At 36.8% G+C, this 26,772-nt stretch carries 17 protein-coding genes; 6 read left to right on the forward strand and 11 right to left on the reverse strand.

Annotated elements, in window-relative coordinates; all coding sequences use genetic code 11:
- Positions 1 to 86 precede the first annotated feature (86 nt).
- The 6 genes from mutS to VIO64_RS00405 form a co-directional block, all read right to left on the reverse strand.
- The gene (gene mutS, locus VIO64_RS00380) at positions 87 to 2,705 is read right to left on the reverse strand and encodes a DNA mismatch repair protein MutS (protein WP_331914092.1); all 2,619 of its coding nucleotides are present in this window, start codon (positions 2,703 to 2,705) and stop codon (positions 87 to 89) included.
- A gap of 43 nt (positions 2,706 to 2,748) precedes the next feature.
- Positions 2,749 to 3,135: a YlbF family regulator gene (locus tag VIO64_RS00385; protein ID WP_331914094.1), complete on the reverse strand. Its 387-nt coding sequence runs from the start codon at positions 3,133 to 3,135 to the stop codon at positions 2,749 to 2,751.
- Between the two features lie 245 nt (positions 3,136 to 3,380).
- On the reverse strand, positions 3,381 to 4,253 hold the full coding sequence (locus VIO64_RS00390; protein ID WP_331914096.1) for an EFR1 family ferrodoxin: 873 nt from the start codon (positions 4,251 to 4,253) through the stop codon (positions 3,381 to 3,383).
- Positions 4,254 to 4,885: 632 nt separating this feature from the next.
- Positions 4,886 to 6,634, reverse strand: a complete 1,749-nt coding sequence (locus VIO64_RS00395; protein ID WP_331914098.1) for an S-layer homology domain-containing protein — start codon at positions 6,632 to 6,634, stop codon at positions 4,886 to 4,888.
- Positions 6,635 to 7,015: 381 nt separating this feature from the next.
- The gene (locus VIO64_RS00400; RefSeq protein ID WP_331914100.1) at positions 7,016 to 8,794 is read right to left on the reverse strand and encodes an S-layer homology domain-containing protein; all 1,779 of its coding nucleotides are present in this window, start codon (positions 8,792 to 8,794) and stop codon (positions 7,016 to 7,018) included.
- Positions 8,795 to 8,864: 70 nt separating this feature from the next.
- Positions 8,865 to 9,749, reverse strand: a complete 885-nt coding sequence (locus VIO64_RS00405; RefSeq protein ID WP_331914102.1) for a cohesin domain-containing protein — start codon at positions 9,747 to 9,749, stop codon at positions 8,865 to 8,867.
- Between the two features lie 351 nt (positions 9,750 to 10,100).
- On the opposite strand from VIO64_RS00405, the gene VIO64_RS00410 reads away from it, so the two are divergent.
- From VIO64_RS00410 to VIO64_RS00420, 3 genes are all read left to right on the forward strand, one after another.
- Positions 10,101 to 10,274, forward strand: coding sequence for a hypothetical protein (locus tag VIO64_RS00410; RefSeq protein ID WP_331914104.1), 174 nt, complete (start codon positions 10,101 to 10,103; stop codon positions 10,272 to 10,274).
- 452 nt (positions 10,275 to 10,726) lie between these two features.
- On the forward strand, positions 10,727 to 10,858 hold the full coding sequence (locus VIO64_RS00415; protein WP_331914106.1) for a hypothetical protein: 132 nt from the start codon (positions 10,727 to 10,729) through the stop codon (positions 10,856 to 10,858).
- A 123-nt stretch (positions 10,859 to 10,981) separates the two neighbouring features.
- Positions 10,982 to 11,839: a YitT family protein gene (locus tag VIO64_RS00420; RefSeq protein WP_331914108.1), complete on the forward strand. Its 858-nt coding sequence runs from the start codon at positions 10,982 to 10,984 to the stop codon at positions 11,837 to 11,839.
- Between the two features lie 136 nt (positions 11,840 to 11,975).
- Here the strand turns inward: VIO64_RS00420 and VIO64_RS00425 are convergent, their stop codons facing one another.
- The 4 genes from VIO64_RS00425 to smc form a co-directional block, all read right to left on the reverse strand.
- Positions 11,976 to 14,765, reverse strand: coding sequence for a UPF0182 family protein (locus tag VIO64_RS00425; RefSeq protein ID WP_331914109.1), 2,790 nt, complete (start codon positions 14,763 to 14,765; stop codon positions 11,976 to 11,978).
- A 108-nt stretch (positions 14,766 to 14,873) separates the two neighbouring features.
- The gene (locus tag VIO64_RS00430) at positions 14,874 to 15,668 is read right to left on the reverse strand and encodes a nitrilase-related carbon-nitrogen hydrolase (protein ID WP_331914111.1); all 795 of its coding nucleotides are present in this window, start codon (positions 15,666 to 15,668) and stop codon (positions 14,874 to 14,876) included.
- Between the two features lie 9 nt (positions 15,669 to 15,677).
- A complete protein-coding gene (gene ftsY / locus VIO64_RS00435; RefSeq protein ID WP_331914113.1) occupies positions 15,678 to 16,586 on the reverse strand; it encodes a signal recognition particle-docking protein FtsY in 909 nt (302 codons plus the stop codon).
- Positions 16,587 to 16,639: 53 nt separating this feature from the next.
- Complete coding sequence (gene smc, locus VIO64_RS00440) at positions 16,640 to 20,212, reverse strand: chromosome segregation protein SMC (protein ID WP_331914115.1); 3,573 nt, start codon at positions 20,210 to 20,212, stop codon at positions 16,640 to 16,642.
- A gap of 291 nt (positions 20,213 to 20,503) precedes the next feature.
- Here smc and VIO64_RS00445 point away from each other — a divergent pair, with 291 nt between their 5' ends.
- The 3 genes from VIO64_RS00445 to VIO64_RS00455 are packed head-to-tail and all read left to right on the forward strand — an operon-like array spanning position 20,504 to position 24,253.
- Positions 20,504 to 21,157, forward strand: coding sequence for a TetR/AcrR family transcriptional regulator (locus VIO64_RS00445; RefSeq protein ID WP_331914117.1), 654 nt, complete (start codon positions 20,504 to 20,506; stop codon positions 21,155 to 21,157).
- Positions 21,150 to 21,857, forward strand: a complete 708-nt coding sequence (locus VIO64_RS00450; protein ID WP_331914119.1) for an ABC transporter ATP-binding protein — start codon at positions 21,150 to 21,152, stop codon at positions 21,855 to 21,857. Before VIO64_RS00445 ends, VIO64_RS00450 begins: the two co-directional genes overlap by 8 nt.
- Positions 21,858 to 21,883: 26 nt before the next feature.
- Positions 21,884 to 24,253 carry an ABC transporter permease gene (locus VIO64_RS00455; RefSeq protein ID WP_331914121.1) on the forward strand — a complete coding sequence of 790 codons (2,370 nt, stop codon included), beginning with the start codon at positions 21,884 to 21,886 and terminating at the stop codon, positions 24,251 to 24,253.
- Between the two features lie 124 nt (positions 24,254 to 24,377).
- On the opposite strand, the gene VIO64_RS00460 is transcribed toward VIO64_RS00455, so the two are convergent.
- On the reverse strand, positions 24,378 to 26,672 hold the full coding sequence (locus VIO64_RS00460) for a stalk domain-containing protein (RefSeq protein ID WP_331914122.1): 2,295 nt from the start codon (positions 26,670 to 26,672) through the stop codon (positions 24,378 to 24,380).
- Positions 26,673 to 26,772 lie beyond the last annotated feature (100 nt).

Here is a 26,772-nt window from a genome sequence, read left to right on the forward strand (position 1 = left end):
CCTTCTGCTAATTATTATAAGTATTGAAAATAAGCTCCATTAACAGACAAATGTAATATATTTGTCAATTTAATATTGATGGACTGTCAAGAATTCCTGAGCTTTTGTTGGAGTTTATAGATTACATTAAGTGCATCTAAAGGAGTCAAAGCACTTACATCAACGGTTTTTAACTCCTCAATAACCTCCTGGAAACCCTTGTTTTCAGGCTTAACCGAAAACAAATTCATTTGCCCGTCAATAGGCAGATTCTTTTTTCTGATCCTCATTTCTTTTTTGTTTATATCTGCATCTTCCAGCTCTTTTAAAATCTCCTTTGCACGGCTTAAAACAGCCTGAGGCAATCCCGCAAGCCTTGCCACCTGAATGCCGTAACTGTCATCGGCACCACCCCTTATTATCTTCCTTAAAAATACGATATCCTCGCCTTTTTCCATAACAGAAATGCAGTAGTTCTTTATGCCTCCAATCTTACCTTCCAGCTCTGTAAGCTCATGGTAATGTGTTGCAAAAAGTGTCCTGCTTCCAAGCTTGTTTTTATCGCATATATATTCGATAACAGCCCATGCGATGCTAAGACCGTCAAAAGTGCTTGTCCCTCTTCCAATCTCATCTAGAATCAAAAGGCTTTTATTTGTCGCATTTATGAGTATATTTGCCATCTCAGACATTTCTACCATAAATGTACTTTGTCCGGCAGAGAGGTCATCCGATGCACCAACCCTTGTAAATATCCTGTCAACCACACCTACTTTTGCACTCTTGGCAGGCACGAAGCTTCCTATCTGGGCCATAAGAACAATCAAAGCTGTCTGCCTCATGTAGGTTGATTTACCCGCCATATTAGGTCCTGTGATAATGGCCAGCCTGTTTTCCGACATGTCAAGATTAACATCATTTGGCACAAAATAGCCCTGCTCAAGCATTTTTTCCACCACAGGATGTCTTCCGTCAACTATTTCTATTTTCTCACCATTGTCAACGACAGGAAAACAGTAGGACTCTCTGTCAGCCACTTCTGCAAATGAACATAATACATCTATTTCCGCAATTGCATTAGCTGTCCTTTTTATTCTTTCTATCTCCCCTGCTATTTTGTCCTTAACCTCAAGAAACAGCTTGTACTCAAGGTCTACAACCTTTTCCTCCGCACCTAATATGGTGTCCTCTATTTCTTTAAGCACAGGGGTAATATACCTCTCACAGTTTGCCAGGGTTTGTTTTCTTATATAGCTTTCAGGCACCAATGAAAAGTATGATTTTGTAACCTCTATGAAATATCCGAAAACCTTATTAAATCCAACCTTCAGGTTTTTTATACCTGTCTTTTCCCTTTCGCTTGTTTCCAAAGCTGCAATCCATGTTTTACCTTCGGTAGTTGCATTCCTGTATTTGTCAACCTCTTCATTATAACCTGTTTTGATTATACCGCCTTCCTTAACTGATACTGGCGGCTCATCAGCAATGGCATTTTCAATAAGTTCATAAACATCTTGAAGAAGATCAATTTCATTATTTTTTCTTTCGATCAAGGATGCTGAAAAATCTTTGAGAAGCTCTTTAATATACGGTATCTGCCCCATTGAATTTTTCAAGGAAACAAGGTCTCTGCAGTTTACATTTCCTAGAATGACCTTTCCCATAAGCCTTTCAATGTCATATACCCTTTTTAAAAGCTCCCTTATTTCCACCCTAAACATGAACTTTTCTTTTAATTCACTGACAGCAAAAAGTCGTTCATTTATATCGGATGTGTTAAGAAGAGGCTGCTCTACCCATCTTCTTATTGTTCTGCCTCCCATTGATGTCATTGTTTTGTCCAAAGCCCACAGGAGAGTTCCTTTTTTGGACTTTTCCCTCATTGTCTCGGAAAGCTCAAGGTTTCGTCTTGTAGACATGTCCAATACCATAAACTCTTCTATCCTGTACAGATTTATATCCTGTATATGGTGAAGACTTACTTTCTGGGTCTGCTCTATGTACTGCAAAAGTGCTCCAGAAGCAATAAGAGGAAGGTTGAAAGAATCTCCGGCACATTTCTCACCCAATTTGTCGCAAAACTTATCCTCAGCTTTTTCCCTTGAAAAGCTTTCATCACCAAGGCATGTTACAAAGGAATTAAACCTGTTTTTAATAACGGACATGATTGTTTTATTCTCACACAACTCTCTATTGGCAATAATTTCAGAGGGCGAGTATTTTGCGATTTCATCCATCATTTTTTGAATGGTATTACCCCAACTAACTGAAGTAGCTGAAAATTCTCCTGTCGTTATGTCAACCGCAGCGATACCGAAATAATCTTTGCTTTTATATATCGACAAAAGGTAATTATTCTTCCTCTCATCAAGCATTGAAGAGTCTATCACAGTACCGGGAGTAACTACCCTGACAACATCCCTTTTAACTATACCCTTTGCAACAGCCGGGTCTTCAACCTGCTCACATATTGCAACCTTATATCCCTTATTGACAAGCCTTGCAATATAGCCTTCAGCAGAATGAAAAGGCACTCCACACATCGGTGCCTTTTCCTCCTGCCCACAATCTCTTCCTGTAAGAGTTATTTCCAGCTCTCTGGAAGCTGTTTGGGCATCCTTGAAAAACATTTCATAGAAATCCCCTAGCCTGAAAAACAGAATGCAGTCATCATACCTTTCCTTGATATCAATGTATTGCTGCATCATTGGTGTAAGTGTTGCCATTGCTACAATCTACCTCACTTTAAATATAACTGTTAAAATCATATTAATGTCCGCATCCGCATCCACAGGATGAACAGTTGTCATCTGAACATGGCTCCTGACCTGTAATACTGTACAATATCACATCGTTTATTTTCTTCATAAGACCGTCAAAGTTGCCTTTTGCTTCGAAATATGCCCTTGTCGCGTCATAAGCAAGCACCTCATCTTGCTTTAGGGAATACCTCTTTTGTATATCTTCAAGAATGTCTCTATCGGTTGTTTCACTCATTGCATTGGACATCTCCTGCTGCAGCATGTACAGATCATTTAGAAGACCCTTGCCTTTTTCATCCTGCATCAGCACCTCTTCGGATTTTTTTAAACTTACCATTTGCTGCGACTCCTTGAGCATATTTCCTAGTTCTTTAGCCATATCAATAATATCCATATTTTATTCTCCTTAAGTTTATTTGATCTTTTCATTTTTACATAGTGTAATTTTACCATAAATATATGAAAATAATCAATTTGTACAAAAATCAATAAAGTTTCTATACCCATCAAATTAAAACAACTTCACGCAACCTTTTTCTACAAATACCGAACTGATATATGACTTTAGGTCCGATATCAATAAAAAGGTAACGTGAAGTTTATTTATAAATAATCAAGCCCATGTCTACAGCCCAAATATTAGTCTTCATTAAAAATGTAATTGTAGAATTCTTTATATTTACCCTTTGTCCCGGGAGTTATATATTCCCCTTTTATCTCAGAGTTTTCTATTATGCTCTGAAGGTTGTACCCGTCTTTAAATACAGCAAATTTAAAAATAGTAGGTTTTATAGACCCATTAGGGCATCTGTATATACAACGCAAGCATCCCATACATTTCCATCCGAACTTAACCTTCAAACCTTCCATTCTTATATTGCCACGAGGGCAATTCTTTACACATTTGCTGCAGCTGACACAATTACTGCTTACCTTCAAGTCCCTTCCGAATAAAGGTACTCCAACTCCTTCAAAAAAGCTTGCTACCCCAGTAAATAGAGTGAGAAAGACTGAGTTTTTCTGTCTCCTCATCTTTCCATTTAATATTTCTCTTACAACCCTGTTTACTTTCTTTATAGCTGTAAGATACAACTGTTTTGAAAGCTCATCCGGATATTTTGTGAATATATTACTTGGCATTAGCACTAAGCTTTCATTAAATAGATCAAATCCCTTTGCAATTAGTTTGTTTTTTATAATCTTTGTTGATCCTCCTTGAAGAAAGTTGGATCCCGCGTTCTTTATAATAAAGGTATACTTATCTTTAACCCTCGGAAGCTTTTTGATAAAATCATATACTATGCCGGGAGCATTAAAAGCATGTATTGGATAACATATACCAATCAAATCGTAATTGTTTACATCAAAATATACATTATCCTTTAAAATGTCTTCTATTCTAATTATTTCTATTTTATTACCGCTTTTTAAAATTTCATTTCCCAGCAAGTTAACAACTATTTCAGTATTTCCAGTACCCGAAAAGTAGAATACACCCACAGTCTTCTGCACATTAGTCCCCCCCAAAAAAGCTATATGAGAATATTATAAACTATATTAAAAACATCCCCAATTAACCCAATACCCAGCTAAATAAAGTGCATCCTTATATAGCCAGCCCGAATTATAAGAACATAAACAAAATTCTTACTTAATTATATATAAAAACCTCTTTGATTATTATTATAATACGAATTTAATTAAATTCCAAATAAAATTAACACCAAAGATAAATAAATTATGCAATTGATATATTTTTTTTATCTTTTAGTTATAAGAATAAACAACCAATTTTTATTTTCTTATAATTCTTATAATTTTTATATTTTTTAGAAATTCTAATAAAATATCATTAAATTAAAATAAAAATCATTAATATTTTTGCATAAAAAAAATATAATTGTTTTAGAAGATAATTAATAGTTAAATGTTTGTTTTAAATTTGTTTTGTTAGGGGAGTCTAAATCGCCAATTTCTTAATTTTAATAGATTCCATACTTTCCTGAAATAATTACTGAGTAAAAAGGCTGTTAATGAAACAGCCTTTTTACTTTTTATTGTTTTTTTGAGAAATAACAAAAAGTAAAACACTATTGCAAACCTAGTGTTTTACTTTTTGTTATCTACATATGGGGTTGGCTTGCCTAAGCAGCCTCATCTCCATTTGAACTTCTGGTGCTTGTATGATCGTTGGCAGCTTCCTCTATATGTCCTATTGCCCAGTAATCATACCCTACATCGTCAAAGGTTGAAGGGACTCCAGTCAACGGGCCTCTCAGCAACATATTGTTAAGCATTGTTACTGCTTCTCCTCTTTTGATTTTATTATTGGGTAAAAACCTACCGTCCTTATATCCGTTTGTTATCTTTACCCTGTAAATTTCTTCAATATACTTTAACGCCCAGTGATTAGAAATATCTTTAAAGTGAACCTCTATTGGCTCTGCCTCACTTAGGCTTAAGAATCTTGCTATGGCAGTTGCCATTTCTGCTCTTGTTATCATACCGTTAGGAACAAATTTGCCGTCACTGACACCTTTAAAAATGCCTGCATTGTTCACAGCGTTTATGTATGGTGCTGCCCAATGGTCACTCTCTACATCATCAAAAACCTGGTCGTTATTGCCTGATACATCAATACCCAGTATGTTGCAGAACATAACAGCCGCTTCAGCCCTGGTTATTTCCTTAGTTGGTTTAAATGTGTTATCAGGATAGCCTTTTATATACTTTTTATGGGAAACCTCTCCGAACTTATTGGATGTAGCCAAAACTCTAACCGTTGATTGGGCTATCTCTTCCGAGCCAAGTAAGACGCTTATGCTTGCAGTAGTGGATATTTCCTCTTCAGCTTTGTCTAGGGGTAATACCTTTACTGCATACTTAAGCTCACCTGATTTGTTGGAAGCAATATTTCCAATATTCCATTTGATTTTGCCATCCTCCATACTACCGTTTGCCCCGCTTACAAATGATGTAAAATCCGATATGTCTGCTGATATTTCAGCACCTACCGCAGTCTCATTTGTTCTGTTTTTATACTTTATTGTATATGTTATAACACTGCCCTCATTGTATATCTTTTTATCTGCACTTATAGAAATTGCCAGATCCTCTACAATTACTGCAGGTATATATGTAACAATGTCTATCTTTTTTGTGGGTGCAGGCGTATTTGAAACCGCTGTAGGCGTCACCGTTCTATTTGGATTTGTTGGTGTACTGGTGCCAGTAACCGCTGACCTTGTGGGTGTAACATTATTAGAAGCTGTTGGGGTCGCAGCAACTGTTGGGGTCTGGGATGATACTTGCCCCGTCAGTGATACAGCCCCTAAAACGGTATAATCGCTAAACTGTGCTCCCTTCCAATCAAAAGCCATAGTTCCGCTAACTGCATTTGTTAATGATGCGGCATTTTCCAATTTTATTTCTGTGTTTGCTGTTTTCAGAACCTCAAAATAAATATATGCTAAAGTTCCTGAGCTTTCTGGATTTCCGGAAGCTTCATAGCTCGCCATATTCATGTAGGTTCTTCCAAAAGTAAGGTTTCCCTTATCCAGATTGTGAGCTCCCATATCAGTAGGAGAATACCTTTTTTGTAATATATCACCTGTCTCCGGTGTGGATGTACCATCATAGTAAGTTCCATCAGAGTAAGCGGGCTTGAGGACAGTAGGGTCATAGTTGATATTTGCTTGATAACCCGCAAAAGATGGAAAATCTTTTATCCTTAAAGAAACCTTAACGGTATCCCCAATTTTTATACTTGTCCGATCCGATTCGAGTATAAACTGCGAATTACTGTTTGCATTTACATTGATGTAAGGCACAGCAAGACTACTAAAAACAATAATAAACGAAAGAATTGCAGATAATTTACTTTTTAACACCATTTAAACATAATCCCCTTCCAAGTAAAAAATAACAAGGCTTGTACACTTAAGGCACAAGTATGGCAATAATTGCCTTTATTAGTCTTTTTAATTCTAATGCTCTTTTGATATACAAACCCAAACTTATTTGCTTTATCGACAACCCTCCTTATAAAATCCTATATAGTAATATTATACAACAAATTTTTGCAACTTGCATTAAATCGTATGTTGTTAATTTAAAAAAGTCATTTTATTTCACTAAAATTCCTTTATATATAAATAGTTGTGGCATATTTTCCAAACATCAAAAAGAGCTGTTGCAAATCAACTGACCCATTAAAGTCGTGCAACAGCTCACTTTTTTATTGCTTTTTATTATTGCTTTTAACAGATTATATTTTACTTCGTTACTTCAGTCAGCCCGTTCAAGATAGTATTATGATCAACTGTGCTTTCAATTATGTGTCCATATGCCCAATGCTTTTTGCTAAGGTCCTTGAAAGGGCTGTCCTCATCACTTTCAACAGGGCCCCTGAATGACATTCTGTTTAACATAACCAAAACCTCTGCCCTCTTTATTTTATTGTTCGGCAGGAATTTAGCATTGCTGTAACCACTGACAATATTAAGCCTGAATGCTTCTTCCACATATTTCATGGACCAGTGCCCCAATACGTCTGAAAAATGCACTTCCAGCGGAGTAAGGTTTTCACCAAGATTTAAGTATCTTGATATGGCAGTAGCAAGCTCTGCCCTTGTTATAAAGCTATTTGGGTTGAACAGGGATACTCCCTTTACCACTGTTCCTTTGAATATTCCTTTTTTTGAAACAGCATTTATGTATTTTAATGCCCAATGCCCCTTTTTAACATCCTGATAAGTACCTGCTGTTTGATCGGATGTATTAAGGTCCAGCAAATTTGCAAACAATACAGCTACCTCAGCCCTTGTAATTTCCTTATCAGGCTTTATAGTGCCGTCGGGATATCCGTTCATAAACTTCTTGTGGTTGAAAGTTATGTTATCTTTCATTATGAGAAACCTTGCTATTGACTTGTTGTCATCGTTCTTCAAAACATTGTCCTTACTGTCTATTGTGACCATTGCATTTACAATTGACATTTCAGCTGGAGGATTTTTTACTTGAAGCTGAAATTCCACTTCACCTACTTTGCCCACTTCAAGGCTGTCTATTTCCCACTCTATGCCATTATCCTTTGGCTTACCTAATGGCTTCACAGAGCTCATTATGGGTGAAGTTCCGTCTGGAACCTGTGCACTTATAACAACATTTGATGCAGCCTTGTCCAATCTGTTAAGGTATTTGACAGTAAACTTTATTATCTCGTTTTCCTTGTATATATTCTTGTCTGTCTTTACACTTATGGCCAGATCAGCTGGAATACCGTTTGGAATGAGATTCTTTTTCTCGCTGACCAAAATTATAGGCGTTGCTTTTATAGCAGTGGTTGGTGTCGGTATAACCTGTGATTGAGATGGAGTATTTCTAGGAGTGCTTTGCGAAGCCGCTGCCGATGGTGTAACTGAAGGAGTATCTGAAATTCTTGGAGTAGGTGTCCCGCTTCCAGATGGAGCAAGCTCTGTAGGAACAGGCGTTTGAGTAGCACCATTTATGACAGTTATGGGACCATCACTGAAAGCTATGTTTACATGTACCATTTTCTTGCTTGCATCTAAAATTGAACATGAGCCCATACTAATCTTTTGAACTCTATAAACACCTTGAACCGCATTTTTCTTTACTTTAAAGTTTAACTTAGCCATAGTACCTTCTTTTTTCAGCGGGAAGCTACCCTGGGTGGAATCACTAAATAAAAAGCTTATTTGCCCTATTCCAGTACCCGGAGTACTAAAGAACGAAAAATCAACCGGTATATCAAAGATATTACCTGCATCAATACTCACAAGTTCAAGATTATTACTGTCGTAACTCAATTTAAAATCCATATTGTTTATCCCACCAGCTGGGATAAACAATATGTTTACAGGTATTGTAACTGCTGCCTCAGGGTCCCCCGATCCTGAGCCTATACTGATTTTTATATCTGATGCTGACGTTTCAGAAAATCCCACTAGAAGGTTTGAACCTAAGATTGATAAAATGACAGAAAACACAAATATTTTTTTGATTAATTGTTTGAAAACAGCCCTATTCAATATTAATCGCTCCTCTCAGTTTGGGGAAGCAGTAATTAACCGCTTCCCCTTTGTTTTTATTACAAAATGCTTATATTTTATCGTTTTTATCTGCAGAATCAGAATCATCTGTTTCAAAGTCTTGAGAGTCGCTATCTTGGTTATCTTCATTGTCACTATAATCATCCTGGCTATCTTCATCATCAATGAAAGCATCGTCATCAGTATCGCCGGAAGATTTGTTTTTACCTGCAAACATGAATATAACAAGAAGTAAAACAACAATAACAATAACAGCTACAAGAATAAAAACAAATATGTTACTGTTTTTTTCCTCATTTTTGGGAAGCTCAATCCCTTTCATTGTATACTTTGGCATAGGTGCAGGGCTTGAATTGGGATTGATTTTAGAAGAATCATTTACACTGTAGTCTTTTACGATATTTCCATCCCAATCAAAAAGCAAAGTACCCTTATTTGAACCCGGCATGGTACCAAGCTCTTCGAATACTATTTCAGTAGCTGCATCTTTTATTACCTTGAAGTACAATATAGCTATGGAGCCGGTACTTTCAGGCTTATTGCTTTTTTTGTAAGACCCCATATCTATGTAGGACCTGCCAAAGTTTAATATTCCTGCTGAAATCACATTAGCCGCGGCAGGAAACAATGAATAGCTTTCGTTTCTGATTAATTCACCATTGTTAGGACATGATGCATCCCCAAAATTATCAGACCCATCTTCGGATATTACTTTCAGTACTTCCTGATTGTATCTCATGTTTACTTGGAATCCATTGAGGTTTTTAATATTATTGACCTTAACAGTAGCTTTTATGACATCCCCAACCTTAGCCTCTGTTTTGTCAAGCTCGATACCAATACTCGGAAGTGAATCTGCAAAAACAGATGTTACAGATAAACTGGTAAAAACTAATACTAATGCCAAGACCAACAGAATTCGACTTTTCTTCATATGACATCCCCTTTTGAAAAATTATTTTACTATATGGTAATGCACTTTTAGATTGCCGGCACAAAGTTGTAAACCATCGCCGACCACCAAGCCTGATGCTTGTCTTATTTTGGGTGATAGAAAGAAATGATAGGTATAAAATGGAATAACTTGCAAGCATCTTTACATATTAATGTTTAAAGTCCATTGTCCATATATTATGATTATACCTCGAAAAAAGGAAAGTCGCAATTTAAATATTAATAAATATGGTATATTAGAAATAAGCATTATATTGATAAGTATATATTACTTGTTGATGTGTTAGTATTAATTAGTTATAATTACTTTAAAAGAAGAAAAGGAGCGGACATGTTTCAAGTTCTGTATCAGTTATTCTTAAGCAAAACCAAATCAGAAAAAGGCAAAGGCGGCACAAACAAAAAAAACTGCCGATTTTGTAACAAAAAGTTTCCTGCGGGTTACAAGTACTGTCCATATTGCGGTACCCGGCAGGATCAACAACCTTATAAAGCTAAGGATTAAGAAATAATGGGAGGATGCAATCGGTTTGAAGATTTTTAGGCTTAATATATATAACAGAATATTAATTATATTACTGCTAATTTTATTCAATATTAATGCCCTGTTTCTTCCTTTCAACCTTGACATCTTAAACCAAGCACCCAGCACAAATGACGTTATATTATCGCTTACTCATAATGTTAGCTTTCTACCGGTAAGTGATACTAAAAAGCCGGCTTTTAAGCATCTATCATCCAATCCTTTCTTTACATGCATTCCTTTTGCCTTCTTTATCTATGTCCCGCAATTACATTCTGAAAAAAGGAACCCCTTCAATTTCCGTCAAAAGATAGAAAGAATGCTTTCCGATTATTTTCACGGTACCAAGTACAAGCATATAACCTCTAAAATATAAGTACACTAAGTTAATAGATTAATTTTACTATTAGTCTATGTGTATTGGAGGTGATAAGATGGATATAACAGTTATAGTTGTAATTGTACTTGTTGTAGTTTTTTTGGTTGGCGGAACTATAATCGGTCACTATGCCAATAAGATTAGTGAAAAAGATGCTGAGTCCATGAATAAAAATAAAAAAGAATAATAAATTAAAAGTGATAAATGCTAGATTATTGACATTTTAATATAAATAAAGGGTAGGCAATTGTTAATAATAATACCAACAATATGCCTGCCCTATCCCAAATCACCCAAAGGAGGTCAATTAATGACAAAAAAAAAGCGAGTTTTACGATTAATCCAAAAATACATCTTTTTACTTCTAGGTTCAACTTTAGCTGCAGCTGGATTGGAATTCTTTTTGATACCAAATAAAATTATTGACGGCGGAATTGTAGGTATATCAATTATATCCAGCTATTTATCCGGGATACCTCTTGGGTTGTTTACTTTTTTCTTAAATATACCTTTTCTTATATTTGGTTATAAGCAAATCGGCAAGTCTTTTGTGATATCATCAATTTTTTCCATAACTTGTTTTTCCTTTTTTTTATCAATATTCCATCCTATTCCAAGTTTAACCGACGATATTTTGTTGGCAACGGTATTCGGGGGGATTATTCTGGGAGTGGGTGTCGGACTAATCATTCGCTTTGGGGGATCATTGGATGGAACCGAAATAATTGCTATTGTTTTAAATAGACGGACTATATTATCTGTTGGTCAAATTGTCATGTTTTTTAACATATTTATTTTAAGCAGTGCAGGTTTGGTTTTTGGATGGGACAGGGCTATGTATTCAATACTGGCATATTTTATAGCTTATAAAGCTATAGATATCATCATTGAAGGAATAGACGAAGCAAAGGCAGCAATGATTATCTCCGACTATACCGATGAAATTGCAGAATCCATTATGGCCAGACTGGGAAGAGGTGTTACCTTCCTAGAAGGAAAAGGAGCTTATGAGGAACAGCAGAAAAACATAATTTATTCTGTAGTTACACGTTTGGAAATAGCAAAGCTAATGGCTATTATTAATGATAAAGACGAAAACGCTTTCGTAACTATACATGATGTATCTGATGTTATGGGGGGAAAGAACAAAAAGAGAGCAATCCACTAGCAATATAATTTTGCATAAAATTTAATGTTGTCATGTAGAATTATATTGTAGAATAAATCATAATTTTTAAGGGGCTGTAGCACTAGTGGTTAAATAACCGCATGTACACACAGCCCCTTAATGTGTTTACAGGATATTACCTTAAGTCTTCCATGAGCTTATCGAGTTCATCCATTTGCTTCCTCAAAGCATCATACTTCGATAGAATCTGGTCTATTACCTGCTGTTTATCTCCTGTATTACCATTTTGTGAGGGGTTCTTGGCAGTATCCGTCCCAGGCTCCACGTTATCTGCAGGTGGTATCTCCTTACCATCCACCACAGGGCTTGGATTTGCGGAAAACATATTATTAAGTGCACTCTTTAAATCGGTGCCGATTCCATACCTGAATTCGTTTCCTTCCTGATATCCGGTTATAATCCTTCTTACCTCAGGTATTGCATTACCTGTGGACCTTATATATATAGGCTCAACATAAAGTATGCTGTTCTCTATAGGTATGACCAGGAGATTTCCCTTAAATACAGCACTTCCGCTTTGACTCCATAGAGTTATGTCCTTTGAGATAGAGTCAATCTGATTAATCTTTACCTCAACCTGATATGGACCGAATATATTCTGTGCCTCATTAGGGAATGTAAACTGTATTAGGTGCCCATAGTTTTCCATTGAATTTCTTACAGAGAGCCACGAGCCTAGATTATGCCTTTCGCCTGATGGTGTAAACGGCCTCATCAGTATAAGCTCTTCTTTTTTACCGAATTTACCCGGAAGCTTTATCATATTATAGTAAGGTTCAAGAATTTCCTCACCTGATTCTTTGTCAGGAATTGATGCCAATTTCCATAAGTCCTGACCTCCGTAGAAGTTGGTTATATTTTGATCGCTGTCAGGCTTTATATGGTATTTCTTTAACACCTCGGTCTGAAGCTTAAAGAGATATTCTGGATATCTCATATGATTTTTAAGGAATTCCGGAAGCTTATCGATGGTGTTAAAAATACCTGGATATATCTTGTTGTATACCTTTATCATAGGATCATTATTATCGATTATATAATAATCCGTTGCACCTGTATAGGCATCGATAATTATTTTAACCGAGTTTCTTATATAGTTAAATCCTCCGAAATCCTGGGAATACGGAAATAGATTGGTGGTTGTATATGCATCCAAAATCCATTTGAGCTTTCCGTCATCCGTCAGCAGTATATAAGGGTCATTGTCTACCTTTAAAAACGGTACCGCCTTTTGTGCCCTATCCACTACCTGCCTGTTCAAAAGAATCTTTGAATTTGATGTTATATTGCTGGAAACAAGGAAGTTGTAATCATGGTATTTAAGTGCAAAAAGCACCTTGTTAAAAAATCCGAGTTTAATTCCGCCGCCGTTTACAGTGTCGTAACTTACCTCGGTTTTTCCATCATAATCTGTTTCCTTCAGCTTGCCTTCCGAGGCAGGATTAACAACAACATAGTCCTTTGTGAGTTCTCCAAAGTAAATTCTAGGTTCTTTTATTTTAAGCTCGGTTTCCTCATTCTGAAGTCCGCTGATTATGAATTCAGACTGACCTTCTCTGGTGAACCTGTTAATTGGGTTCATTACAATACCATAACCATGAGTGTATTTAAACATCATATTGGTATATGACTTTGACTGAAGCAAATCCTTGTTGATTTCCCTGGCGGATATAAAAACGGGTGTCTCCTTGCCGTTTATATTGTAGTTGATTATGTCTCCTTCATGGAAGCTGTAGAAGTTTGTTAATCCCTGAAGCTGTTTGTTGCTGTCAAGGGTTGCTTTATAGTCCACAACTCTTATGTTGTCTACGGTTTCCTTGTTCCTTTCAATTATTTCAGGCTTTAAGGGCTCAAGGTTAAAAGGATAGCTTTCAATATTATCAATATTATATGCTTTTCTTGTCATAGTCATATTGTTTTTAAGGTAATTTCCTTCTGCCTGTATCTCATCAGGCTTTACATAGGCAATCTGGGTTATTGCTGCTATGATGCTAACCACAATCCAGACAGCCGGATATACTGCTATAGAAAACCCCGCTATCCTAAGTTTGCCACGCCAAACAGAAACAAATGTCACAGCCACAATCGCAAGAAGCAAAAACGGTGCAACGGTAAAGTAAAGCTTCCAGATATTATTTGCGATGTATCCTGCTCCTAATAAAGATCCTACGCCTCTTACATTTGCAAAACTTCCAAAAAGAAGCCCTTCTTTTTCAAATGTATAGGAGACTGCTTTTATAAGGAAAAAGATTGCAATGTTTATTATATTGTGTCTTACAAGGCTTTTAAACTTCAGGTCCTCAATGTTGATATTCTTATAAACCGTAACAAGTGAAATGAGATAATATGCTGCGGTATAAAAAATCACAAAAATCCATAGATAAGATACAAAATCATAAAGAGAAATGAGAAACGGCCTCTGAAAAACATAATACCCAACATCTTTACTAAAAAGCGGGTCTTTTAGGTTAAAAACCTCTGAATTAAAAAATGTCATAGCCTTCTGATAGAAGAAGTCTCTTGTCATAAATGCCCCTAAGAGAGCGATTAGAGCGGCTATGGATAAATTCGGAAACTTGATATTACTTTCTGTACCATTTTTCTTTAAAAATTTTATTAATATTTTTTTAGTGAAAACATTGGTTATACTAATAGCAGCAAAAATCAATATAAACGAAAATGCTCCGAAAATCAATTTGTATTGAATGTTCTTGATATAGATGCTTGAAAGCTTTTTTCCTATCTCGTTTAACTGGATAATATCAAGATAAATGCCGGCAGCTACAACCAGCCCTAATATTACAGCAAAAATAGCAATAGCTCCAATTACCTTTCCTTTGATCTTTTTTGCTACATTCCTGATTTCGTTCCTGTCATAAAAATTATTAAACTCATTAATATCCATGCCAACTACGACCTCCTTTTTTGAATTTCCCGGCATTAATTGTTTTATGTGCTGCTAATCCTATTCCTATTCGCCCATTGCCTTAATTATTAGCTTTTTCTTCCTGCTTTAAATCCTAAGAAGTCCTTCAAGCCTTGTCATATCATCATAACACGGAATAAGCTTCCTTACTTCATCCACCTTATCCATGGTTATGGTGCTGTTTATTATTCCTTCTTCATCATCAAGCTTATCGGAAACCACCCCCCAAGGGTCTATTATGGAGCTACAGCCTGCAAATTCAATCGAATCTACCCTTCCTGTCCTGTTTGATGCAATTACATAAAGCTGATTTTCAACAGCCCTTGCCTTTAAAAGAGTATTCCAATGCTCCTGTCTGGGTTTTGGGAATGCGGATGAAATCAGGATGGCACTGCATCCATCCTTTAGGTAGTTTCTTCCCAACTCGGGAAATCTTATATCATAGCATATCATTATTCCGATTTTAATGCCCTTTATAATAAAAGATTGGGGCTTTGTCCCAGGTTTAAAGTAATGGTTCTCCTTACTTAATGAAAACAGGTTTATTTTCCTGTATTTTTCAACCACTTCACCCAAATCATTTATTATATATAATGAATTATAAAGTGCCTCACCGTTATTTTCTGTAAGACCTGCCGCAATAAACATGTTATTGTCTCTTGCAATCTTTGACACCGCATCAACTGTTTTTTGAGTATTGATTTTCAGTGTATCCAAAGAGGCAAGATCATAGCCTATGTCAAAAAGCTCAGGAAGAACCAGCATTTGGGTATCGGTCTTCCTTGCTTCTGATGCAAAATCTGCGGCCTTATTTAGGTTAAACTCTATATCACCAGGCTTGCAATTCATTTGTACGCATGAAACATTTAATTTATCACCCATAAATCCACCTTATGAAAACAGTGCTTCCACAAATTCCTTCGCATCAAACTTCTGTAAATCTTCCATCTTTTCTCCCACGCCGATAAGCTTAACAGGAATATCCAATTCTGATTTAATTGCAACAATTATTCCACCTTTGGCAGTTCCGTCTAATTTTGTCAAAACAATGCCTGTTATGTCGGAAATCTCATTAAAGGTCTTGGCTTGGGAAACCGCATTCTGACCTGTTGTTGCATCTAGAACCAACAGGGTTTCACGTGAAATACCTGGTAATTCCCTGTCGATTACTTTGTATATTTTTTTAAGCTCGTCCATAAGATTCTTTTTTGTATGAAGTCTTCCGGCAGTGTCGCATATGAGAACATCCGCTTTTCTGGATTTGGCTGCCTGAATTGCATCAAAAATAACTGCCGCAGGATCAGATCCCTCAGCTTGCCTTATCAGATCAACTCCCACCCTGTTGGCCCAAATCTCAAGCTGGTCAATGGCTGCAGCCCTGAAAGTATCTCCAGCTGCTAAAATAACCTTTTTACCCCTCTGCTTTAAGAGATTTGCAATCTTTCCTATAGAGGTTGTTTTTCCTACACCGTTAACACCCACAACAAGAATTATGGACGGCTTGGACTCAACATTGAGCTCTGAGTTTTCCTCGGCAAGTATCTCTGCAAGCTCTTCCTTTAAAAGCTCCTTAACCTTCATTGCATCAGTAACCCTTTGCTCTCTTACCTTCTTTTTAAGGTCCTCGATTACCTTCAGAGAAGCATCTACCCCAATATCTGAAGTGACAAGTATTTCTTCCAACTCATCAAACAACTCGTCATCAACCTTACCGAATGCAACTAATACCTGGTCAATCTTTTCTGTTATACTCTTTCTTGTCTTGGTCAATCCTTCTTTAAGTCTGTCAAAAAAACCCATACGTCATCTCCTTTGTGACTCTTTATCTTTTTTTAAGTTATTTTTTGATTGTGCTAACTGGCTTTTTCACCCATTCTCATTGACACAATCTTTGATACACCATGCTCCTGCATTGTTACGCCATAGAGAGTGTTTGCAGCTTCCATGGTACCCTTTCTGTGGGTTACCATAATAAACTGGGTATTAATTGTATACCTCTTAAGGTATTCTGCAAACCTGTAAACATTGGCGTCATCGAGAGCAGCCTCAATTTCGTCAAGTATACAGAAGGGGGTAGGTCTGAGCCTTAATATGGAAAACAGCAGTGCTATTGCGGTAAATGCTCTTTCTCCACCCGATAAAAGCATCATATTCTGAAGCCTTTTGCCTGGAGGCTGGACTTCTATTTCGATACCGCTTTCAAGTACATTTTCCATATCCACTAAAATAAGTTCTGCCCTTCCTCCCTCGAACAACTCGCGGAATACTATATTGAAGTTCTCGTTGATAAGCTTGAATTGTTCTAAAAACTGCCTCTTCATAATGCTTATCATTTCACTTATAACCTTCTTGAGTTTTTCCTTTGCCTGCTCCATGTCATTTCTCTGGCCCGACATGAATTCATAGCGTTCCTTTGTCTTTATATATTCCTCAATAGCCGCAATATTAACAGGGCCTAATGCCTTAATGTCATTTTTTATCTCGTTTATCCTTTTTTGTGCCTGAGGAATGCTTCCTATATCCTTCTTAAACTCCATGGCATTGGTATAGGTCAGCTCGTATTCGTCCCACATCCTATTCTGTATCACCTCAAGCTCTGCTTCAACCTTGGCCTTTCTGACTTCTACCCTGTTGTAGTCCTCTTGAAGCAGAATGATGTTTTTGTTGGCGTTTTGTATCTGGTTTATGGTGTCGGACAATTCCTCCTCCAATACCTTCTTTTCTTCAACCGCCTTATCAATCTGGAACACCTTTCCTGTTTTTTCTTCCTCAAGTGCCTTAACTCTTTTTCCAAGGCCTGTATTTTCAGCCTTTAAACCTTCTATCTCGGACAGGTATTTTTCCTTTTCACCTGTCTTCCTGTTAGCACTCCTGCCAAGCTGATCTCTTTCCTCTATTATTCTATGAAGAGTCTCTTTTACAGCTTCAAGGCTCTCCTTAACGGAGTTTACAGATATTTTAAAGTTCATAATATCATTATGGAGAGTATCCCTTAATGTCTGGTCTTCCTTATGCTTTTCCTGGTGCTTTGATATTATTTCCTTTGTGCTGTTAATGTCATTTTCAATGTCGGTCAGTTCCTGATTGTATTTTTGAAGCTCAATGTCTGTATCCTGCTCCTGTTTTAAAAGCTGTGCCTTTTCGTCTCTCAACATATCCGCCTTGGCATCGGCCTTTCTAATGTTTTCCTCTATTTGTGCCAGGTGGCTCTCATCCCTTATTTTTATAAGCTCATTGTTGTTAATATTCTTTTCCTCATTCGATATATCATTTAAAATCTCCTGAAGCATGTTTGATGCTTCATTTATCTTTGTATCAAGAGATTGCTGAATCAATGCAAGTTTTGAAATTTCGGTCTTTAATTCGGTTATCTCCCTGTTCCTGCTTAATATTCCAGGCCCTGCATTATCAGTGCTACCTCCCGACATGGAACCGCTGGTGCTTAGTATATCACCTTCTAAGGTTACAATCCTGAAGCTGTATCCAAACCGTTTGGCTATCCTGATACCTGCATCAAGGTTTTCTACTACAACAACCTTACCAAGAAGGTTTAGAATTATACCGTTAAATTCACTGCCGCACTTTATAAGATCGGAGGCAACACCTACAAAACCTTGCTGGCCGCGGACCTCATTTAAAATATTGTTATCTAAATACCTTCCCTTTACTGAGGTAATTGGAAGAAATGTAGCTCTTCCAAGCCTGTTCTTTTTCAGGTATTCTATAGCCCTTTTTGCATCTTCTTCACTGGATGTCACTATGTTTTGAAGTGCACCGCCAAGAGTCATCTCTATTGCAGTTTCATACTTCTTGTCAACTGTTATAAGCTGTGCAAGTGCACCATGAATACCATGTCCGAACTCTTTGGATTGCTGGCAGGCCTGAAGCACAACTTTAACACTCCTATTGTACCCCTCAAGCTTATTTTCCATATCCTGAAGCATTTTGTGCCTTGAGGACTTGAACTGGTAGTCATTTACCACTTCCGTGTGCTTCCTTCTAAGGTCGGAAAGTGCAGCTTCACAATCCTTCCTTTGATTTGAAAGCCCGTCAATTTCCGACCTGGCTTTGTCAATAGCAGCCTTGGCCTTGTTGATGTTTTCCTGTATGTCTTCCTTCTTGATTAATTCCCTGTCCTTATCCAAAGCAATCTGGTAAATTTCCATTTCAATACCGTGCTGCCTCTTTTTAAGGTTCTCAACATGAACCTTTATATTTCCTATCTGGGACTTCTTATCGGAAAGAAGATCGAGCTTGTCCATTATACTGTCCTTAAGGTTTTCAATATACCTTTGATTCTCATCCAATGTCTCATTTAAGGCTGCCATTTTCTCTTCATGTTCAGACAGCTTACTGGAGTATTCAGCCATCCTCTCGGTCAAATAATTGATTTTATCGTTTTTAGCTGCTTCGTCTTTATTGAGCTGCCCTATCTTGTCGTTTATTTCAAGTAATTCAGCATCAATTCTCTCTATATTCTGATTGAAGTTATGAATTTTTTCATCGTTTAACTTTATCTCGGAACTGCATTTTTCCAAATTGTTCTCAAGGTTGTAAAACTCCTGCCTGGCATTCTCCAATGTCTCTTCCATTACCTTCATTCTATCAGTCTTTTCTTTGTTTTGCCTTGTAATGCTTTCCAGGTTTAAGTTTTCGTTATCAATGCTTTCCTTTATCTTTAAATACTGTTCTTCATGCTCCTTAATCTTTTCCTTGAATCTGGCTATACTATCTATATAAACATTTATTTCCAACTCTTTTAAAGCATCCCTGTATGAAAGATACTTTTTTGCTGTCTCAGACTGTAATTTCAGCGGCTCAAGCTGAGTTTCCAATTCATTTATTATATCATTAATTCTTACCAAATTCTGCTCAGTTAAATCAAGCTTTTTCTCAGCTTCCTGTTTCCTTACCTTGTATTTCATGATACCGGAGGCTTCTTCAAAGATATGCCTTCTTTCCTCCGACTTGGTACTCAATATCTCGTCAACCCTGCCCTGTCCGATGATTGAGTAGCCATCCTTGCCTATACCGGTGTCTAGGAACAGTTCATGTATATCCTTAAGGCGGCACAGAGTCTTGTTTATAAAATATTCACTTTCACCTGAACGAAATACCCTTCTTGTGATGGTGACCTCATCAAACTGGATTGGAAGAGTATGGGAAGAATTATCTATGGTAAGCGAAACCTCTGCAAGCCCCATTGCTTTTCTGTGCTCGGTTCCTGCAAATATGACATCCTCCATTTTGGTTCCCCTAAGGGTTTTGGCACTTTGCTCACCTAAAACCCATCTTACGGCATCAGCTACATTGCTTTTACCGCTACCATTCGGACCTACAACAGATGTTATTCCTGAATTGAATTCAAGATTAATCTTATCTGCAAATGACTTAAAGCCTTGAATTTCTAACCTTTTAAGGTACAATTATCAACACCTCGGCCTTTGGTATTTATCTATGACTTAGGAACAAAATCTATGGTGATTTTGTTCTATATTCCTAATAATTTTAACATAAATCTATATTTATTCAAGAACAAAATCACAGAGTGATTTTACAGCCTTGATCTCTGTCCTTTATGTTCCAGGATAAATTGTGATATATCATACATCGTTATTTTCCAAATTTTTATTGACTGACTACCAGTCAATGGAGTATAATTAAATTACTGATTGACACTCAGTCAGTCACGTATCCATACAAAGGAGATAATAAAAATGGTAAGAATCTCAAAGGATCCGGAAGAGAGAAAAAACGAAATAGTAGATGCTGCTGAAGAGCTGTTTCATACAAAGGGATACGATAAGACATCGGTAAGTGATATCGTTAAAAAGGTAGGTGTTGCCCAGGGTCTCTTCTATTATTATTTTAAGTGTAAGGATGAAATACTAAATGCCCTAGCGGAAAAATACCTCAGCTCGCTGATGAAAAAAACCAGGAAGGTTACGGATAACCCGCAGTATGATGCTGTCACGAAAATACATAATCTCATTGAAGAGATGCTTGATGTATTGGGGGTCAGAAAAAAAGGTATGATGAGCCTGGCCAAGCACTTCCATAATGATGATAACATGGTAATGCATCAGAGAGTGGCAAAAAAGTATGTAGAGCTGATGACTCCAGTGGTTGCAGAGGTTATCAGACAGGGAATCAGGGAAAAAAGCTTTGATACGGAGTACCCTGATGAAGTGACCGAAACTCTTCTTATGTGGGCCGGTTTGCTCCATATAAACATCAAATTTCCATTAGAGTACTCAGAGGCATTAGAGAAGAGGATTATGGCCATAGAGGATTTTGTGGAAAGGCTATTGGGTGCTAAAAAAGGTACAATGAACTTTGTTCAATTTGGAAGGTGGTTAAAACATGACTAACACAATATTTAAGCTTGATAGGATTATGAAGGAATACAAGTCTGGTGATGTTTCGGTATTGGCACTAAAGAACACATCCTTTGAAATCAAAAAGGGAGAACTTGTAGTTGTTTTGGGTCCGAGCGGATCGGGAAAAAGCACCCTCCTAAACATAATCGGTGGGATGGATCTTCCTACTGAAGGACATGTGGTTTTCGACGGCGAAGATATTTCAACCTATGACAATAAAAAACTCACTCTTTTCAGAAGAAACAAAATAGGCTTTATATTTCAATTTTACAACCTTATGCCCAATCTCACCGCCAAAGAAAACGTGGAAATATCCACTGAAATATCTAAAAATTCATTAAGCACAGATGAGGTTTTGGAGAAGGTGGGTTTAAAGGACAGGAGCAATCACTTCCCAGCCCAAATGAGCGGTGGTGAACAACAGAGAGTAGCCATAGCACGAGCTATAGCTAAAAATCCTGATGTGCTTCTATGCGATGAACCTACAGGTGCACTTGATTATTCTACAGGCATCAAGGTCCTTGCACTTCTTAAAGAAATTAATAAAACCATGGGAAAAACCGTCATTATAATAACCCATAACCAGCCTATTGCTCAAATGGCAGATAAAGTGGTTAAAATGCGAAGCGGAGAAATTGCAAGCATTTATGAGAACAAAAATCCCGTTGATCCTGAAACTATAGAATGGTAGATACATTATCCGGGAGGGTGATTTAAATGAACAAGCTAAACAAAATGCTCATCAGAGAAATATTAAAAAACAAATGGCAGTTTATATCAGCAGCCTTGGTTATTTTTGCAGGAATCACCATATTTACTGCAACTATAATTTCGTATAGGAATCTGAAAAATTCAATGGATTACAGTTATGAAAAGTATAGATTTTTAGATTTCCAAGCAAAGACTGTAGGTGCAAATATCACAAGTGACCTTATAGAAAAGATCATGAAGCTGGACGGAGTGGAAAAGGTCATGGGAAGACTTACTGCCGATGCATCAGGCAATTTAAAGGGTAAGCAAAAGCTTTCGGTAAGAGTCCTATCAGTTCCTGATCAGGGTATGCCCCCCATAAACAGCATCTCAGTAATGTCAGGTAATTATCCTGTAAGCAATAATGAATGCCTCTTATCAAACAGGTTCGGTAAGTACCATGACATAAAAAACGGAGATACAATAAGCATTTCCATAAATAATAAAGACTTAAGCCTTAAAGTGGCAGGTCTTGCACTGGGCCCGGAATTCTTCAAGCTCATGAAGTCCCCCTCTTCCCTTTCTGACTCCGACGGAGATTTCGGGCTGGTTTTTATTAGAGAATCCAAACTCTCTTCAATGCTCAATTCAAAGGGAAACTACAATGAGGTTCATATTATTTTTTCCAAAGATGCTAATAAGGAGGAAGTTATTAAAAAGACAGAAGAACTCCTAATGCCCATAGGCTTAATGTCATCAACAGAACGCAGCAGGCAGCTTAGCCATATTATGGTCAGTGACGATATTGATCAGATCAAAACCCTTGCAGCAGTAATCCCAGTACTTTTTTTATTGGTGGCAGCAGCTATAATATACATAATGCAAAAAAGGATAATTGCAAATCAGCGGGTAATAATCGGGTCTCTTAAGGCTTTAGGCTATGGGGACATAAGAATACTTTTTCATTATATTAAGTTTTCTGTTTTGCTTTCTCTAATGGGCTCAATACCGGCAATACTTGCAGGCACAATATTAAGTAAGATTATGACCTATGAAATGTACCTTAAAATGTATGAGTTCCCCAAGGTAATAACAAGCTCTAGCCTTGATCTCTTTGCTGTTTCAATTCTGTTAAGCCTTTTGTTTTGTGTGGTCGGGAGTCTAAATGCAGCAAAAAAGATTCTAAAAATTGAGCCTGCACAGGCAATGCGGTCTGAAGCACCAAAAGCAGGCAGGCGGATCCTTGTTGAAAGATTGACTTTCCTGTGGAAAAGGCTTGATTTTGGCTGGAAGGTTACTTTAAGAAACGTATTCAGAAGCCGCCAAAGATCTCTTTTGACCGTAATGGGATTTGTATTCTCCATCATGCTTTTTGTTGTAGTGTTTTCTGTAACCGACACAGTAGACAATGTACTCGACTTTCACTTTAATACTCAACAAGCTCAGGACTATACAGCAGATTTCAAACAGCCACTTCCCTTCCAAAATGCTGTGAATTTATCAAAAAGAAGTGGTGACTCTAAGGCTGAACCCATTCTTGAACTCCCCATTGAAATTAGTAAAGAAGCCCAAAAGAGGGATACCAAGCTGATAGCAGTACAAAAAGATATGAAACTTAACAAATTGATTGATGATAATGGTAATAATATGGCTATTCCTGATGACGGTATACTTGTAGCCAACGGCATTGCCAAAAAGCTGTCTATAAAAAAAGGAGACTTTATAAAAGTAAAACTATACTACAAAGAGGCTAAAGTGGTAACTTTAAAGGTTGAGGGCATAATAAAGCAAGCAATTGGTTTTAACTGTTATATGAACATTGATGCAGTCACAAGATATTTAAGTGCACCAAAATATGCTACCGGGCTGCTGGTAAAAACATTGGATAGCAACAAGGAACCATTGGAAAAAAGTCTTTTAAACATACCTGAAGTAGAATCTGTTGAAAGCCGCCAAAAAGCATTAACCACCGTTAAGTCTCTTATCAAGCTTATTTACATTTTCGTGGGATTTATGGCAGTATTTTGCGTGATAATGGGCTTTTCAATCATTTTCATAACAACAGTTATCAACCTTACAGAAAGGACCAGAGAGCTTGCTTCTTTGAAGGTATTAGGCTATTCTGATAGAGAAATAGGCCGGACAATATTCAGAGAAAACATAATTCTTGGAATCATTGCTCTTATACCGGGCATTTTATTTGGTATAACACTTAGCAATCTTATTATCCCCGAGCTTAACAGCAGGCTCATGTATTTGGAATCGGTCATTTCTGTTAGGACATATACAGTAACCATATTAAGTGTATTGTTATATATTTCCCTTGCACAGCTTACTATCAGAAAGAGCATAAAAAACCTTGACATGGTGGAGGTTTTGAAAAACAGAGAGGCTTAATTAAATGGTATATGAAACTTAACAATTCTCCAAAATTCTCCAATTGTAAAAAAGGTATCCTGCAGCACCTTGCTTAATGAACTGCAGAATACCTTTTTATTTTGCATCAATAATAAGTATAAAACTATTCCAATGCCTGCCTGTTTGTACCGTCTGCTTTTATCCTGTAAAGCTTATCTCCGTCCGATGCATTTCTATAGTAAATATAATTATCTACAATGTTTATATCAGGGTAATTATTATCCATTACGCTGTCCGCTGTTATTTTGGTCCTCTCGGTACCATCTGTTTTGATTTTATATATGCTTTTCTGATCATATGCATTTATATAATATATCCAATCACCTACTATATGTTCATTATGCCTATACCAGAAGCTGGCTCCCCCATTGCTGCTATGTACAAAACCTGCCGGCTCGTCAGAACAGATATCTACTCTGTTATTCCCGTTAAGATCTGATTTTACAAGTCTTCCCCCAATCCCATAATTAAAAACCTTATAATACATAGTTTCGCCTATAATATCAACCCATAAAGCGGAAACATCTGAATTAACTGTTGACTGGTTAGATCCATCCAGGTTCATTCTCCATATTTTATTGTCTTTGATATAATAAATACTTTCCCCTGCTATTTCTATTTCATTTGCTTTTCCATCACCAAGTTTGCTCCTTGATGTACCATCAGTCTTTATTTTATAAATATTATTCCCGTCAGTTTCGTTTATATAGTAGATCCAGTCACCGTGGAGCAGGATTTGATTCGCCTTATCACCGCCAACATTTGTTTTTTTACCGTCAAAAGATTTTTTAATTATGTTCTTTTTATCATTTATAAAAAAGTACTGATTATCCGTTACAATAGCATTTCTTTTCTCCCTGTTTTGCAAATCAAATACAGCTCCATCAGTAGTACATTGAGGATATGCTTCCCTATCCCATATGTAATTAAGACCCATTTGTTTATCCGATAAATTGAAATAATAGTAAGTTATATCACTTCTTCCGTTTTCAAGATCCCTGTCATCAAATGTCGGATCAACTTGGTAGTAAGCCCCATTTATTTTGACTATATTCCATGCGTGGAGTGTTCTTTTTGGGTCCACAGAGCCGTTTATGTTGTCAGTATTTCCTGTCACCATTATAGACTCGATGCCAACCCTGTTTAAAAGTAGCTGAAGTGACCTTGCATACCCGTCACATACTGCACTATTTTCAATAAGTGCACCATAAACAGTATGTCTATTAGCAGGAATTGTATTTTTTTTAAAATTCTCCATATCATATCTTACATGGGTGACAATATAATCGTGTAATGCCATCTCCTTTTCCAATTCTGTCATTTCAGGCTTTATTACATTGGCTATTATTTCTTTTACTTTATTTTCAAGCTTATTGTACTTATCAAATAATTGTTGATCTATTTTGTCAGAATTTTTATAGTTGGTATAATCCTCGAAAATCAGCTTGTTAATATTTTTTAGTCCCTTTAAAATATTTATATCTGTAATTGGATTACCCGCAATATAAAGGTAATCCAGCTTCTTCATGTTGGCAAGGGGAGATATGTCAAAAATCTGATTGTAAGTCAGAACAAGACCTCTCATGCCTGTTAATTCTTTAAGTGGACTTAAATCCTTCACGTGGTTTTCTTGAATCCAAACCACCGTTAATTTGGTTAAATACTTTAGCGGCGAAATATCATACACCCTGTTTTTATCCATTTTGAGTGTTTTCAATTCTGTAAGTGAGCCTAGCTTCATAATATCCTTAACCTTATTCTCTATTAGGTTAAGTTCTGTAAGCCCTCTGAAATACTGCAAGCCTTCAATGTTAGTTATTCCTTTATTCTCAAGATTGAGTGTTTTAACTTTTTTGGCATCTGTGGTGGTAATACTTCCGGTTGTTTTTTTCAATGCTGCTCTAATTGCCGATTCCAACTTTGCATCTGAAAATTTGATCGCTTTAGGCGGTATTATACTTACTATTTTAGCTTTTTCTTCCCAATAAACGTCTGTTCCAAGGCTCTCAGCTATAAACCTTGTAGGAACCAATGTCCTGCCGCTTATCACCTTGGGCGGCACATCAATTTTGATAAGTTTGCCGTTTACATAAGCATTTTTATTGTTAATAGTAAGCTTAACAGTCTTTCCCTGTTTTTTTCCAATTACAGTCTTTGTTTTGTCATCCCATGTTACCGATGCACCAAGTCCTTCAAATATGACTCTCAAAGGCACCATAGTTCTTCCTGAAACAACAGTGGGTGCAACATCAAATGTCAAAAACTTTTCGTCAATAGCTACTTTAATACCATTATTACCGGTTTCGGCAAAAGCCTGTGATTTAAACACAATAAGGCTTGAGAATATCAATACTGCCAGAGCAGCACCGGAAATAATTTTGATTCTGATATTTTTCATTAATTTCTCCCCTCGTATAATATAAGCAGTCAAAAGATATTTCTTATGAGCTTAAGTTTCATTATATAGTTTAACATTTTACTCTGGTGCCTTCAATATA

It is taken from the genome of Pseudobacteroides sp., from assembly GCF_036567765.1.
In the GTDB taxonomy this organism is placed as follows: Bacteria; Bacillota; Clostridia; order Acetivibrionales; family DSM-2933; genus Pseudobacteroides.

Bases quoted from the DNA above. Each gene is read 5' to 3' on its own strand.
- mutS (WP_331914092.1), bottom strand. From the start codon at position 2,705: ATGGCAACACTTACACCAATGATGCAGCAATACATTGATATCAAGGAA.
- VIO64_RS00385 (WP_331914094.1), bottom strand. From the start codon at position 3,135: ATGGATATTATTGATATGGCTAAAGAACTAGGAAATATGCTCAAGGAG.
- VIO64_RS00395 (WP_331914098.1), bottom strand. From the start codon at position 6,634: ATGGTGTTAAAAAGTAAATTATCTGCAATTCTTTCGTTTATTATTGTT.
- VIO64_RS00405 (WP_331914102.1), bottom strand. From the start codon at position 9,749: ATGAAGAAAAGTCGAATTCTGTTGGTCTTGGCATTAGTATTAGTTTTT.
- VIO64_RS00410 (WP_331914104.1), top strand. From the start codon at position 10,101: ATGTTTCAAGTTCTGTATCAGTTATTCTTAAGCAAAACCAAATCAGAA.
- VIO64_RS00415 (WP_331914106.1), top strand. From the start codon at position 10,727: ATGGATATAACAGTTATAGTTGTAATTGTACTTGTTGTAGTTTTTTTG.
- VIO64_RS00420 (WP_331914108.1), top strand. From the start codon at position 10,982: ATGACAAAAAAAAAGCGAGTTTTACGATTAATCCAAAAATACATCTTT.
- VIO64_RS00425 (WP_331914109.1), bottom strand. From the start codon at position 14,765: ATGGATATTAATGAGTTTAATAATTTTTATGACAGGAACGAAATCAGG.
- VIO64_RS00430 (WP_331914111.1), bottom strand. From the start codon at position 15,668: ATGGGTGATAAATTAAATGTTTCATGCGTACAAATGAATTGCAAGCCT.
- ftsY (WP_331914113.1), bottom strand. From the start codon at position 16,586: ATGGGTTTTTTTGACAGACTTAAAGAAGGATTGACCAAGACAAGAAAG.
- VIO64_RS00445 (WP_331914117.1), top strand. From the start codon at position 20,504: ATGGTAAGAATCTCAAAGGATCCGGAAGAGAGAAAAAACGAAATAGTA.
- VIO64_RS00450 (WP_331914119.1), top strand. From the start codon at position 21,150: ATGACTAACACAATATTTAAGCTTGATAGGATTATGAAGGAATACAAG.
- VIO64_RS00455 (WP_331914121.1), top strand. From the start codon at position 21,884: ATGAACAAGCTAAACAAAATGCTCATCAGAGAAATATTAAAAAACAAA.
- VIO64_RS00460 (WP_331914122.1), bottom strand. From the start codon at position 26,672: ATGAAAAATATCAGAATCAAAATTATTTCCGGTGCTGCTCTGGCAGTA.